Annotated in this window: 13 protein-coding genes; 4 read left to right on the top strand and 9 right to left on the bottom strand. The window is 65.2% G+C overall.

The features are described 5' to 3' along the window. Window positions 1–43 precede the first annotated feature (43 nt). Window positions 44–676 (bottom strand): class I SAM-dependent methyltransferase, encoded by a 633-nt coding sequence (locus BLT75_RS17070; protein ID WP_093034527.1) that lies wholly within the window; start codon window positions 674–676, stop codon window positions 44–46. Window positions 677–761: 85 nt separating this feature from the next. Between BLT75_RS17070 and BLT75_RS17065 the strand changes: the two genes are divergently transcribed. After that, complete coding sequence (locus tag BLT75_RS17065; protein WP_093034524.1) at window positions 762–1646, top strand: LysR family transcriptional regulator; 885 nt, start codon at window positions 762–764, stop codon at window positions 1644–1646. Between the two features lie 50 nt (window positions 1647–1696). Here BLT75_RS17065 and pheT read toward each other — a convergent pair whose 3' ends face one another. The 3 genes from pheT to BLT75_RS17050 form a co-directional block, all read right to left on the bottom strand. Then, window positions 1697–4093, bottom strand: a complete 2397-nt coding sequence (gene pheT, locus BLT75_RS17060) for a phenylalanine--tRNA ligase subunit beta (protein WP_093034521.1) — start codon at window positions 4091–4093, stop codon at window positions 1697–1699. A 316-nt stretch (window positions 4094–4409) separates the two neighbouring features. Continuing rightward, a complete protein-coding gene (gene pheS, locus BLT75_RS17055) occupies window positions 4410–5483 on the bottom strand; it encodes a phenylalanine--tRNA ligase subunit alpha (RefSeq protein ID WP_093034518.1) in 1074 nt (357 codons plus the stop codon). A gap of 110 nt (window positions 5484–5593) precedes the next feature. Further along, a complete protein-coding gene (locus tag BLT75_RS17050) occupies window positions 5594–6754 on the bottom strand; it encodes a WD40/YVTN/BNR-like repeat-containing protein (protein WP_093034515.1) in 1161 nt (386 codons plus the stop codon). Window positions 6755–6925: 171 nt separating this feature from the next. Here BLT75_RS17050 and BLT75_RS17045 point away from each other — a divergent pair, with 171 nt between their 5' ends. From BLT75_RS17045 to BLT75_RS17035, 3 genes are all read left to right on the top strand, one after another. Then, a complete protein-coding gene (locus BLT75_RS17045) occupies window positions 6926–7528 on the top strand; it encodes a pyridoxamine 5'-phosphate oxidase family protein (RefSeq protein WP_093034512.1) in 603 nt (200 codons plus the stop codon). Between the two features lie 254 nt (window positions 7529–7782). Then, the gene (locus tag BLT75_RS17040; protein ID WP_425441143.1) at window positions 7783–8142 is read left to right on the top strand and encodes an ArsR/SmtB family transcription factor; all 360 of its coding nucleotides are present in this window, start codon (window positions 7783–7785) and stop codon (window positions 8140–8142) included. Continuing rightward, window positions 8139–8606 (top strand): SRPBCC family protein, encoded by a 468-nt coding sequence (locus BLT75_RS17035; protein WP_093034509.1) that lies wholly within the window; start codon window positions 8139–8141, stop codon window positions 8604–8606. The genes BLT75_RS17040 and BLT75_RS17035 overlap by 4 nt, the downstream gene beginning before the upstream one ends. A 163-nt stretch (window positions 8607–8769) precedes the next feature. Here the strand turns inward: BLT75_RS17035 and rplT are convergent, their stop codons facing one another. The 5 genes from rplT to pyk all read right to left on the bottom strand — a co-directional run bounded on the left by rplT (window position 8770) and on the right by pyk (window position 12560). Beyond that, window positions 8770–9135 carry a 50S ribosomal protein L20 gene (rplT, locus tag BLT75_RS17030; protein WP_093034506.1) on the bottom strand — a complete coding sequence of 122 codons (366 nt, stop codon included), beginning with the start codon at window positions 9133–9135 and terminating at the stop codon, window positions 8770–8772. A 15-nt stretch (window positions 9136–9150) separates the two neighbouring features. Beyond that, window positions 9151–9351, bottom strand: a complete 201-nt coding sequence (rpmI, locus tag BLT75_RS17025) for a 50S ribosomal protein L35 (RefSeq protein WP_093034621.1) — start codon at window positions 9349–9351, stop codon at window positions 9151–9153. 124 nt (window positions 9352–9475) lie between these two features. Beyond that, the gene (gene murA / locus BLT75_RS17020) at window positions 9476–10786 is read right to left on the bottom strand and encodes a UDP-N-acetylglucosamine 1-carboxyvinyltransferase (RefSeq protein ID WP_093034503.1); all 1311 of its coding nucleotides are present in this window, start codon (window positions 10784–10786) and stop codon (window positions 9476–9478) included. 75 nt (window positions 10787–10861) lie between these two features. Continuing rightward, window positions 10862–11086, bottom strand: coding sequence for a hypothetical protein (locus tag BLT75_RS24135; RefSeq protein ID WP_143028590.1), 225 nt, complete (start codon window positions 11084–11086; stop codon window positions 10862–10864). Between the two features lie 28 nt (window positions 11087–11114). After that, window positions 11115–12560, bottom strand: coding sequence for a pyruvate kinase (gene pyk, locus BLT75_RS17015; RefSeq protein ID WP_093034501.1), 1446 nt, complete (start codon window positions 12558–12560; stop codon window positions 11115–11117). Window positions 12561–12642 lie beyond the last annotated feature (82 nt).

Genomic DNA, 12642 nt, shown 5'->3' with positions numbered 1-12642 from the left:
CCCGACCCTAGGGCGCGGGGGTGCCGGGGGCAACCCTGACCGGTCAGCGGCGGCGGGCGACCAGAAAACGGCGCGGGTCGGTCGCGGGGAAACTGTCCTGCTCGACCAGGTCGAACCCGGCACGGATGATGGCACGGTCTAGCTGTTCCTCGGTCAGGAAGCGCACGGGCGGCGCCTTGCCCAAGAGTTGCATCAGCGGCAGGATCAGGCGGATCGCGTGCAGCTTGAAACTGTTCCGCCCCGGCGCGATGCAGAAGGTTTTCGAGATGAACAGAGCGCCGGGCTTCAGCCGGTCCCGGATCGCGGCGAGGCTGGCATCGAGATCGTCGACAAGATGCAGAAGGTTGAAGGCAAGCACGGCGTCGAAAGGGCCCTCGGGCGGGTTCTCGGCTGTTGCCTCCACAAGGTGAACGTTGGTCACGCCCTGTTCGGTGGCCCTGCGCCGCCCCACCGCCAGCATGGCCGGCGCGATGTCGGTCGCCACGATCTCATCGACATTTTGGGCCAGCCGCAGCGCGGTGCTGCCAGTGCCGCAGCCCAGTTCCAGCACGCGGTCATCGCTGCGCAGGTAAGACGCGGTCCGTTCAAGCGTGTATTCATAGGACGGGATGTCCCGGATCGGAGTGCGGGCGTATTTCTCTGCCGCCTTGTCCCAGAAAGTTGCGCTGTCGACCATGGAGGTTCTCCTTTCGCCCGCACCCTACTTATACACACATCAGATATGAATTGCCGAAATTCGCAGGTTTATTATACATAAATGCATGAGCGCTCCTTCGGAATTCGACTGGAACCACATCCGCGCCTTCCTGGCCACGGCCGAGGCCGGGTCACTGTCGGCGGCAGCACGCCAGTTGCGGCAGACCCAGCCGACGCTGAGCCGGCAGGTTGCCGCGCTGGAGGCGGATCTGGGCGTGCTGCTGTTCGAACGGATCGGGCGGTCGCTGGTGCTGACCGAGGCGGGGGCGGACCTGCTGGAGCATACGCGCGCCATGGGGGACGCGGCGGAACGGGTGGCGCTCGCGGCCTCGGGCCAGGCACAATCCATCGAGGGCCGCGTCCGAATCACCGCCAGCGACGTGTGGTCCGCCTATGTGCTGCCCGAGGCGCTGCGCCGCATCCGCGACCAGGCCCCCCGACTGGAGATCGAGGTGATCGCCGCCAACGACATCCGCGACCTGATGCGGCGCGAGGCGGATATCGCCATTCGCCATGTGCGGCCCGATCAGCCCGACCTGATCGCCCGGCTGGTGCGCGAGGCGACGGCGCATTTCTATGCCGCCTCGCACTATCTTGACCGACGCGGGCGCCCGGCGGCCAAGGATGATCTGGCGTCGCATGATTTCATCGCCTTTGGCGATGTGATCGAGATGCTTGGCCATCTGACACCGCTTGGCTTGCCTTTGACGCGCGCTAACTTCCGCCTTGGGTCGCAAAGCGGCGTGGTGGCCTGGGACTATGTGCGCCAGGGGTTCGGCATCGCGCCGATGGACGACGGCGTGGCCGCGTTGACCTCAGGCGTGGAGCGGGTGTTGCCAGAGATGGAGCCGCTGGTGTTCCCGGTCTGGCTGACGGCGCATCGCGAGGTACACACCAGCCGCCGCATTCGTCTGGTATTCGACATCCTGGCGGACTACCTGTCCGCCTGACATGCCAAAGGCGCACCAAATTGGTGCGCCTTTGATGTTCTTGAAACTGATCAGCCGCGCAGGGTGCCGCCAGTGGCCTTGGTCACCTTTTCGACGATCCTGGCGCTGACGGCCTCGATGTCCTTTTCCTTGAGCGTCGTCTCGGTCGGTTGCAGACGCACGGTGATGGCCAGCGATTTCTTGCCCTCGCCCAGCGAACCGCCGATGAACTCGTCAAAGACGCGCACATCCTCGATCAGCGCCTTGTCGGCCCCGGCGGCGGCATTGACCAGGGTCAGCGCCTCGACATCTGCATCCACCACGAAGGCAAAGTCGCGCTCGACCGCTTGCAGGTCGCGCAGCATGAGCGCGTCTCGGGTGGTGCCCGACTTGCGCGGCAGCGGAACCTCTTCGGGCCAGAGCACGAAAGCCACCGCCGGTCCCTTGACATCCATCGCCTGGAGCACGCGGGGGTGCAGTTCGCCAAACACGCCCAGCACCTTTTTCGGGCCTAGACAGATGCGGCCATGGCGGCCCGGATGCCACCAGCCGTCAGCCCCGCGCAGGATCTGCACCTTGGCGGGTGCGCCCATCGCGGCCAGCACCGCCTCGGCATCGGCCTTGGCGTCGTAGACATCGACCGGACGCGAGGCCCCGTGCACGTCCTTGGGCCCGGTACGGCCGACCAGCAGGCCCGCAATCTGCGCGCGCTGTTCGCCCGGCTCGCCGCCGTGGAACACCGGCCCTGCCTCGAACAGGGCGAGGTCGGCAAAGCCGCGCGCCTGGTTGCGGGCGGCGGCGGCCAAGAGGCCCGGCAGCAGGTCGGGGCGCATGTGGCTCATTTCCGACGAGATCGGGTTTTCCAGCATGGTCGCATCGGTCCCACCGCCGAACAGCGCCGAGGCGGTCTGGTCGATGAACGTGTAGCTGACGCATTCGTTATAGCCGAGCGACGCCGCCGTGCGGCGCGCCATCGACAGGCGGCGTTGCTGCTGGGTCATCACCGGTTTCGGCACGCCAGCGGTCAGGCGCGGCAGGGGCTTGCCGACCAGTTTCGTGAGCGAGGCGATGCGGGCCACTTCCTCGACCAGATCGGCCTCGCCCTGCACATCGGGGCGCCAGCTGGGCACATGCGCCATGCTGCCTTCGAGCCGGAAACCAAGCCGCGTCAGCGTCTGGCGCTGCTCGCTTTCGGGGATGTCCATGCCGACCAGCGACCGCACCCGTTCCGCATCGAGCTTGTAGGCGCGGGAATGGTCGGGCACCGCGCCCGCGATCACCACGGTCGATGCCTCGCCGCCGCAGATATCCAGGATCATCTGGGTCGCGTGTTCCAACCCTTCGAGCGTGTATTCCGGATCGACGCCGCGCTCAAAACGATAGCGCGCGTCCGAGTTGATCTTCAGCGCGCGGCCAGCGAGCGCGATCTGCACATTGTCCCAATAGGCGCTTTCGAGAAAGACATTCACCGTCTCCTCGGTGCAGCCGGTGGCCTCGCCGCCCATGATGCCGGCGATGCTCTCGGGGCCTTCGTCGTCCGAAATCACGATCATGCCGGGCTGGAAGGTGTATTCCTTCTCGTCCAGCGCCTTGAGCGTCTCGCCCCCCGCCGCGCGGTGGATGCGCAGGTTGCCCTTGACTTTGTCCGCGTCAAAGACGTGCAGCGGGCGGTTGTGGTCATAGGTCATGTAGTTGGTGATATCGACCAGCGCCGAGATCGGGCGCAGGCCGATGGCGCGCAGCTGGTCCTGCAACCACTGCGGGCTGGGGCCGTTGCGCACGTCGCGGATCAGGCGGCCGGTGAACAGCGGGCAGCCATCACGGGTGTCCTCGTCGATCGTCACCTTGATCGGGCAGTCGAAATCGCCCGGCACCGGCGCATAGGCGCGGGTTTTCAGGGTGCCGAGGCCACGGGCGGCCAGGTCGCGGGCGATGCCCGCCACGCCCAGCGCATCGGGGCGGTTGGGGGTGATCGCGATCTCGATCACCGGATCGACCTTGGCCGGGTCGTTCTCGGCCAGCCAGTCGATGAACAGCTCGCCCACCTCGCCCGAGGGCAACTCGATGATGCCGTCATGTTCCTCGCTGAGTTCCAGCTCGCGCTCGGAACACATCATGCCGTGGCTTTCGACACCGCGGATATTGCCGACCGACAGGGTCACATCGATGCCGGGCACATAATCGCCCGGTTTCGCCAGCACCACGGTGATGCCTTCGCGCGCATTGGGGGCGCCACAGACGATCTGTTTCTCGCCCTCGTTGGTTTCCACCACGCAGACGCGCAGGCGGTCGGCATCGGGGTGTTGCTGGGCCGACTTGACATGGGCCAGGGTGAAACCCGCCAGTCGCGCGGCGGGGTTCTCGATGCCTTCGACCTCGAGCCCCAGATCGGTCAGCGCCTCGGCGATCTCGTCCACCGAGGCGGTGGTGTCGAGGTGGTCCTTCAGCCAGGAGAGGGTGAATTTCATGTCGTCGTCCTGTCCTTGATACGAGGTCAGCCCGCCGCCGGTCCGGTACGCTGCTGCCAAGGTTCGTTTTGGGTCACAAGGGGCTTTAGCGGATTAGAGCAGGCGGGAAAAGAGTGCTTGGCGTCTTGTGGTAAGCCGCGCAATCGCCGGACCGCGGGATGGCGATCCAACGATTAAGCGGGGCAATTTATGCCAGCCAAGCCCGGATGATCGTCGAAGGACGCGCTGGCGGCCCCATATCGCCAGCCCGTGCGGGCGGTCTGGCGATTGCGCGGCGGCCTTCGGCCTTGATTCCGCGCTTTCGTAGAGCCATCCGTTACCTACTCAACCCCCCATGCAGGTTCGGCATGTCGAGCGCGGCAAAACCGTAGTGGCGCAGCCAGCGCAGGTCGGAATCGAAGAACGCCCGCAGGTCGGGGATGCCGTATTTCAGCATCGCCAGGCGGTCGATGCCGATGCCGAAGGCAAAGCCCTGATACACCTCCGGGTCGATGCCGCCGGCAGCGATCACCTTGGGGTGCACCATGCCAGAGCCGAGGATCTCCATCCAGTCGTCGCCTTCGCCGATCTTCAGCTGGCCGCCTTCCCAGGAACAGCGGATATCGACCTCGGCCGAGGGTTCGGTGAAGGGGAAATGCGACGCGCGGAAGCGCAGCTCGACATCGTCCACCTCGAAGAAGGCCTTGACGAATTCCTCGAGCGTCCATTTCAGGTTCGCCATCGAGATGCCCTTGTCGATGGCCAGCCCCTCGACCTGATGGAACATCGGCGTGTGAGTCTGGTCATAGTCGGCGCGGTACACGCCGCCCGGACAGATGACGCGGATGGGTGCGCCCTGCAACTCCATCGAGCGGATCTGCACCGGCGAGGTATGGGTGCGCAGCACATGCGGCGGGCGGTTGTCGCCCTCGGCGCGGTGCATATAGAACGTGTCCATCTCGGCCCGCGCGGGGTGGTGGCCGGGGATGTTGAGCGCGTCGAAATTGTACCAGTCGGTCTCGATCCGGGGGCCTTCGGCTACGGCGAAACCCATCTCGGCAAAGATCGCGGTCAGTTCCTCGCTGGCCTGGCTGATCGGGTGCAGCGTGCCCTGGCGGCGCGGCCGGACGGGCAGCGTCACGTCGAGCCATTCGCTGCGCAAACGCTCGTCGAGCGCGGCATCGGCAAGCGCAGCTTTCTTGGCGGCCAGCGCGCTGTTGATCTCGTCCTTGAGCGCGTTCAGCGCCGGGCCTGCGGTCTGGCGTTCCTCCGGCGTCATCTTGCCCAGTTCGCGCATCATCAGGGCGATCTCGCCCTTTTTGCCCACGGCGGCGACACGGATCGCCTCGATCGCGGCCTCGTCGGCGGCCTCTGCGATCTGGCCCAGATATTTGGCTTTAAGATCGTCCATGACGGTCCCCTGAAATTGCTCCGGAACCTGCTATCGGCCAACGGGCGCGATTGCAAGAGAACGACGCCGGGAAAGGCCGGGAATGTCGGACCTGTCGCGCGCCCGCCGCGTCAGGCGCGTTCCAGCACCTCGACGGACAGGATCGTGGGCAGGTGACGGGCAATTTCGGACCAGCTCTCGCCCTCGTCGGCGGTGGCGAAGACCGAGCCGCTGTTGGTGCCGAAATAGACCCCGGCGGGGTCGCTTGTGTCACCAGCCATCGCCTGACGCAGGACGGTAAAGAAACAACCGGTCTGCGGCAGACCGTTGCGCTGGTCCTGCCAGGTCTCGCCGCCATCGACCGAGCGCCAGACAGCGGCGGCGGCACCGGGCGGGTAGCGTCCGGCCCGGTCGCCATTGAGCGGCAAGGTCCAGATCATCCGTCCGTCACGCGGATGAACATGGATCGGGAACCCGAAGGTCGAAGGCAGGCCGGGGGTGATATCGTCCCAGCTGCGGCCACCGTCCGACGACCGCCAGACGCCGTGGTGGTTCTGCTGATAGAGCAGGTCGTCCGGCCCCGGCGCGCGGCGCATGTTGTGGACACAATGGCCGGTTTCGCCGTCGCGCGGCGCGGCGGGGTGGTCATGGTGCCCGCAGGCCTCGGCATTCGACAGACGGTTGCGGCGCTCCCATGTCGCGCCGCCGTCCTCAGTGGCGAAAACCCCGGCGGCCGAGATCCCGACCCAGAGCTTTCGGGCATCGGAAGGGTCCGGCACGATGGTGTGCAGCGTCAGCCCCGCCGCGCCCGGGTTCCAGCTGTCGGCCGAGGGATGATCGGTCAGGCTGTCGATCCGGCTCCAGGTTGCGCCGGCGTCGGGGCTGGCCAGCAGGGTGGCCGGTTTCGCCCCGGCATAAAGCGTGCCATGCGCCGCGCAGAGCGACCAGATCTGGGAAAACCCGTCGCCGAAGGGCAACGGTGTGTCCGTCCAACCGATCATTTCGGCAAACTGCGGGTCGTTGGCCGCCCAGTCGTCGAGCGTGCCGCTGGTCAGCCGCGTCAACACCCATGTGGCGCCCGCGTCCTCCGACCGCCAGATCCCGGCCCCGTGCCAGTCGCCGCCGCCACCGGCCCATATGGTTCCGGTGTGTGGGCAGCCGATCACGTGGTTGATCGGCCAGCCATCGCAGAACGGCCCCTCGACCGTCCAGCCGGTGCGGTCGGGGGTTCCGCGCAGGATGAAAGCTCCCTTGGTGGTGCCGACCAGAATGTCCGGTGAAGTGTCCTGCATGGCCCTGTCTCCGCTTGCCGACTCCCGAAAGCATAACACGCAAAACGGGACAAGGCATCGTATCCCGACGACCGGGCATGCCGGTCCGTCAGACGTGCTGCGCGCAAAACCTCTGGCGCCGGGCCGTCAAAAAGACGAGAAAGGCCCGGTTGCCGCCGCGAGGATAGCCTGATGCGCCCGATCACAGACATGAGCGAACTCGAAACCCTGTACGGCGCGGCGGTGCGCGTGGCGCTGACCAAGGTCCGCACAAGGCTGAGCCGGCTATACCGCCAATGGATCGAGACGTCACGGTTCTGCGTCTTGTCGACCGTCGGCCCCGAGGGCACCGATGCCAGCCCGCGCGGCGATGAGGACCCGGTGGTGCGTATCGTCGACGACAGCACCCTGTGGCTGCCCGACTGGCGCGGCAACAACCGGATCGACTCGCTGCGCAACATCGTGCGCGACAACCGGGTCAGCCTGATGTTCATGGTGCCCGGCTGCCAGAACGTGGTGCGGGTGAACGGCACCGCCATCCTGACCGCCGACCCGCAGGCACGCGCCAGTTTCGAGCGCAAGGGCAAGCAACCGGCGACAGTGATCGTCATTAGTGTGGGCGAGATCTATTTCCAGTGCGCCAAGGCGCTGATGCGTTCGGGCCTCTGGGTGCGCGGCGACGAGAGCGGGCTGGTCCCCACGGCCGGCCAGTTCATTCGCGAACAGGACGAGGGTTTCGCCGCCGAGGAGTATGACGCGGGCTATGCCGAATACGCCAAGCCGCGGATGTGGTGAGGGGCGCTTGCGCCCGGTGCGACCACCCGGCCGGGCGGAGGGCGCCGCAGTGCAGCTATCGGCAATCCGGGGCCGCTTTGGTGGAAGACCCCGGAAACCCGCGACAGCAGGAACTTTTGCCAGACAGGGATGCCGAAGCAAGTCGAGCTTCTACGCCGATGGCGGGCGGCCTGTCGCGCGATGACGGCGCGCGCCACACTACGATCTCACCGAAAGTTAGGACATACCCTAACTTTTATTGACTCCGTGTCCTGATGGCAATACTTAGGGGCATGTCTAAGTATGAGTCGCATCTCGACATGTGTTTTTCCGCGCTCGGCGACCCGACGCGACGGATGATCCTCGAGCGCCTCGCAAGAGGTGAAGCATCCGTGAGCGAGCTGGCCGCGCCGCACGACATGGCGCTGCCTTCCTTTCTGGAACACCTGAAGAAACTCGAGGCGGCCAAGCTCATTACGTCGAATAAGCAGGGCCGGACGCGCATCTGCGAGCTTTCGCCGGATGCGTTCACACCGGTCAGAGACTGGCTGACCGAGCAAAACGCGATCTGGGAAGGACGGCTCGACCGCTTTAACGACTACATCAATAACCTCGTTCAGGAGCGCAACAAATGAAACTCGACCCCGAGACCGACCTGACATTCACCCGGACGCTCAATGCGCCACGACATTTGCTGTGGGAGTGCTGGACCACACCAGAGCACATCAAGAATTTCTTCGTGCCCAAACCCCACGGGATCGAGGCTTGCGAGATTGACTTGCGCGTCGGCGGCAGGTTCAACACCACGATGAACGTCGACGGCAACATCATGGAGAACAAGGGCGTCTTTCTCGAAGTCGTGGATCAGGAGCGCCTGGTGTTCACCGATGCCTACAGTGAAGGGTGGAAGCCTGCCGCCGACCCGTTCATGACCGCCATCGTCGAGTTTGCGGATGATGGGAAAGGTGGCACAACCTACACCGCAACCGCGCGCCACCGCTCGCCCGAAGCACGCCAGGCCCATGAAAACATGGGGTTCTACGATGGTTGGGGCACGGTGGCCACGCAGCTTGAAGAATACGCTCAATCCCTCGAGTGACGGGGCGCGGACGATGCCGCCCTCTGGGCCATGTCCCGCATTGCCATCGTTCGCCCACCCGGTCGGACGGGACATTTCACCGGGAAACCCACACCTTTTCGGAAACGGCAAAGGCCGCCCACAAGGGGCGGCCTCTTCACTGTCCCTCGTCTGATGCGAGGTATCAGGCGGCCAGCGCGGCCTGGGCCTTGGCGACGATTGCGCCGAAGGCTTCGGGCTCGTGCACGGCCAGGTCGGCCAGGACCTTGCGGTCCACTTCGATGCCGGCCAGGTTCAGGCCGTTGATGAAGCGCGAATAGGTCAGCGCCTCGTCATGGCTGCGCACGGCGGCGTTGATCCGCTGGATCCACAGCGCGCGGAAATTCCGCTTGCGGGCCTTGCGGTCGCGGGTTGCATACTGGTTGGCCTTGTCGACGGCCTGGGTCGCCACCTTGAACGAGCTCTTGCGGCGGCCATAGTAACCTTTGGCGGCCTTGAGTACTTTCTTGTGACGGGCGTGGGTTACGGTTCCACCTTTAACGCGGGACATCTGTTAAATCTCCTCTTAGCGATCGTAGGGCATGTAGCCCTTGACGATCTTGGCGTCGGGGGCGGACAGGGTGGTGGTGCCACGGGCGTCGCGGATGAACTTGGTCGTACGCTTGATCATGCCGTGGCGTTTGCCGGCCTGACCTGCCATGACTTTACCCGTTGCGGTCATCTTGAAGCGCTTCTTGGCGCTCGACTTGGTCTTCATCTTGGGCATTTCCGTCTCCTTTTTGGGTTCGGTTTGCGCGCGACTCGGCATGCCACACCGGCCGGTCGCGCGAATAGAGGCGCCGTTTACGCAGAAAGCGGTTGGGAGGCAAGCCCTTTTTGGCCGCAGGCCGTCAGTCGCGCGGCGGGTTACGGGTGATCCGGGCGCCCAGCGCGTTCAGCCGCTCGTCGATCCGCTCGTAGCCGCGTTCGATCTGCTGGGCGTTGTTGATGATCGAGGTGCCCTCGGCCCCCATGGCCGCAATCAGCATCGCCATGCCGGCGCGGATGTCCGGGCTCTCCATGCGAGCGGCGCGCAGTTTCGCCGGGCCCGAGACCACCGCCCGGTGCGGATCGCACAGCACGATGCGGGCGCCCATGGCGATCAGCTTGTCGACGAAGAACATCCGCGATTCGAACATCTTCTCGAACATCAGGACCATGCCCTCGCACTGGGTGGCGGTGACGATGGCGATCGACATGGTGTCAGCCGGAAAGGCGGGCCAGGGCTGGTCCTCGATCTTGGGCACATGGCCGCCGAAATCGGGAACGATCCGCATCTCCTGGTTCGCGGGGATCAGCAGGTCATCGCCTTCGGTGGCACAGCGGATACCCAGCCGTTCGAACCCCATCAGGGTCGAGCGCAGGTGCTCCACCCCCGCCCCCGCGATGCGCAGGTCCGACCGGGTGACGGCGGCCAGACCGATGAGCGAGCCGACCTCGATATGATCGGGGCCGATCCGGTGATCGACCGGGCCAAGGCTGTGGCCGCCGTGGATGGTCATGCAGTTGGTGCCGATCCCTTCGATCTCGGCTCCCATTGCGATCAGGAAATACGCCAGATCCTGAACATGCGGTTCGGACGCGCAATTGCGCAACACGGTGGTGCCGCGCGCGGCCACCGCCGCGCAAAGGGCGTTTTCGGTACCCGTGACAGACGGTTCATCAAGAAATACATCGGCGCCAGTGAGTTCGCGCGCTGTCAGAACATAGGCGTCGTTCAGCTCGATCTCGGCACCCAGCTGACGCAACGCCAGGAAATGGGTGTCAACACGGCGGCGGCCGATCACGTCGCCGCCCGGCGGCGGCAGGGTGATCTGGCCGCAGCGCGCCAGCATTGGCCCGGCCAGCAGGATCGAGGCGCGGATGCGCGAACAGAGATCGGGATCGAGCGCCGCAGCGCGCAACTCTTTGGCATGGATGCGCAGGGCATTGCGGCCCGTCCATTCGGCCTCGGCCCCGACCGAGCGGATCAGGGTCACCAGCGCCTCGACATCCCGGATGCGCGGCACATTGGTCAGTGTCACCGGATGTTCGGTCAGCAGGGCAGCCGCAACAATGGGCAATGCCGCATTCTTGTTGCCCGATGGCGTGATCGTTCCGGACAGGCGCCGCCCGCCTTCAATGATATACTCGATCCGCTCCTTTGGGTGCGATACCGCCATGCCTTGTGCTCCTGCCTAGTTCTCCGACTGCCCTAGCAGGCGCGTCGCCGGGTGAAAAGACGTCCGATATCCAATTCACGGTATCATCCGGGCAACGACGCCAAAGAAGACCTCGGGAATGTCTGCCAGCGCGTAGCCGCCGGGGCGCAGGCGGCTGGCATAGACCATCATGCAGCCGGAAACGACCAGCGAAACCATCCCTGAAACCGGGCGCCGGCTTTCGCTGTAGGCCGACACCCCGGCTGGTATGGAAAATGCAGCAAGTACCAGACCAATGACAAAAACCGTATCTGGGTCCATGCTGCTTCTCCGTGCCCTCCGCAGAAGGTTAACCCGGGTCGGTGTTGTAGATCAAACGCTCGTCACAGGGGGCGACACGCAGGATGTTCGTGGTGCCCGGCACATTGAAGGGCACACCGGCAGTCACGACGATCTGGTCCTTTTCCGTTGCGAAGCCACCCGCGCGGGCCGCCCGCGCGGCATTGACCACGGCACCCTTGAACCGTTCCAGTTCGGGTGTGATCACGCAATGACACCCCCAGCTGAGGCAGAGCCTGCGGGCCGTGGCCAACAGCGCGGTCATCGCGATGATCGGCACACCGGGGCGCTCGCGCGCGGTCAGCAGCGCGGTGGTGCCGGACTGGGTGAAACAGCAGATCGCCTTGATATCTGTCTTTTCCGCAATCTCGCGCGCGGCCGCGACGATCCCGTCGGCGACGGTGGTGCCCTTGGCGGTGCGCGAGGCGGCAGTAATCTGGGTATAGGTCGGATCGGCCTCGACCTCGATGGCGACCTTGTCCATGGTCCGAACCGCTTCGACCGGGTACTGGCCTGCCGCGGATTCGGCGCTGAGCATGATGGCGTCGGTGCCCTCGTAAATGGCGGTGGCTACGTCCGAGACCTCGGCGCGGGTGGGCATCGGGCTTTCGATCATGCTTTCCAGCATTTGGGTGGCGACGATCACCGGCTTGGCGGCGGCGCGGCAGCGACGCACCAGCCGTTTCTGAATCGGCGGCACGGCAGCGACAGGCAGCTCCACCCCAAGGTCTCCGCGCGCCACCATGATCCCGTCCGAGGCATCGAGGATGGCATCGAAATCCTCGACCGCGGCGGGTTTCTCGATCTTGGACAGGATCGCGGCGCGGCCATCGGCCAGCGTGCGCGCCTCGAACACGTCGCGGGCGCGCTGCACGAAGCTGAGCGCCAGCCAGTCGACACCAAGCTGACAGGCAAATTCCAGATCACTCCGGTCCTTTTCGGACAGCGCCGCCAGCGGCAACACCACGTCGGGCACATTGACCCCCTTGCGGTTCGATATGGTACCACCGGTGATCACGGTACAGTCGGCGAAGTCGGGGCCGCAGGTCACGACCTTGAGCCGGATCTTGCCGTCATTGACCAGAAGATGCGCCCCGGCTTCCAGTGCCTGGAAAATCTCGGGATGCGGCAGGCAGACTCGCGCCGCGTCGCCCGGCGCCGGATCGAGATCGAGCCGGAAGGCGGCGCCTTCGGCCAGGTCCTCCGAGCCGTCGGCAAAGGCGCCGACCCGCAGTTTCGGACCCTGAAGGTCGGCCAGAATGGCGATCGGGCTGTCGAGATCCTTTTCCACCCGGCGGATGATCTCGTGCTTGGCGCGAATCTCGTCATGGGTGCCGTGGCTCATGTTCAGGCGGAACACATCGGCACCGGCCTCGTGCAGGGCGCGGATCGTTTCGTATGTGTCCGACGCCGGTCCCAGCGTTGCCACAATCTTCACTTTTCTCAGGCGACGCATCTTCTACCGCTCCCTCGTCTTGAAATTGTTACCGCAAACAGTCGGCAGGCCCGTTATGGCCCAATTCCCTTTTGCAGGCAAC

The organism is Ruegeria marina, assembly GCF_900101475.1.
Taxonomy (GTDB): Bacteria; Pseudomonadota; Alphaproteobacteria; order Rhodobacterales; family Rhodobacteraceae; genus Ruegeria_B; species Ruegeria_B marina.
This window is presented reverse-complemented; position numbering and strand designations above follow the sequence as displayed.

Bases quoted from the DNA above. Each gene is read 5' to 3' on its own strand.
- pyk (WP_093034501.1), bottom strand. From the start codon at position 12,560: ATGCGTCGCCTGAGAAAAGTGAAGATTGTGGCAACGCTGGGACCGGCG.
- BLT75_RS17035 (WP_093034509.1), top strand. From the start codon at position 8,139: ATGAAACTCGACCCCGAGACCGACCTGACATTCACCCGGACGCTCAAT.
- pheT (WP_093034521.1), bottom strand. From the start codon at position 4,093: ATGAAATTCACCCTCTCCTGGCTGAAGGACCACCTCGACACCACCGCC.
- BLT75_RS24135 (WP_143028590.1), bottom strand. From the start codon at position 11,086: ATGGACCCAGATACGGTTTTTGTCATTGGTCTGGTACTTGCTGCATTT.
- rpmI (WP_093034621.1), bottom strand. From the start codon at position 9,351: ATGCCCAAGATGAAGACCAAGTCGAGCGCCAAGAAGCGCTTCAAGATG.
- rplT (WP_093034506.1), bottom strand. From the start codon at position 9,135: ATGTCCCGCGTTAAAGGTGGAACCGTAACCCACGCCCGTCACAAGAAA.
- murA (WP_093034503.1), bottom strand. From the start codon at position 10,786: ATGGCGGTATCGCACCCAAAGGAGCGGATCGAGTATATCATTGAAGGC.
- BLT75_RS17050 (WP_093034515.1), bottom strand. From the start codon at position 6,754: ATGCAGGACACTTCACCGGACATTCTGGTCGGCACCACCAAGGGAGCT.
- BLT75_RS17045 (WP_093034512.1), top strand. From the start codon at position 6,926: ATGCGCCCGATCACAGACATGAGCGAACTCGAAACCCTGTACGGCGCG.
- BLT75_RS17070 (WP_093034527.1), bottom strand. From the start codon at position 676: ATGGTCGACAGCGCAACTTTCTGGGACAAGGCGGCAGAGAAATACGCC.
- BLT75_RS17040 (WP_425441143.1), top strand. From the start codon at position 7,783: ATGGCAATACTTAGGGGCATGTCTAAGTATGAGTCGCATCTCGACATG.
- pheS (WP_093034518.1), bottom strand. From the start codon at position 5,483: ATGGACGATCTTAAAGCCAAATATCTGGGCCAGATCGCAGAGGCCGCC.
- BLT75_RS17065 (WP_093034524.1), top strand. From the start codon at position 762: ATGAGCGCTCCTTCGGAATTCGACTGGAACCACATCCGCGCCTTCCTG.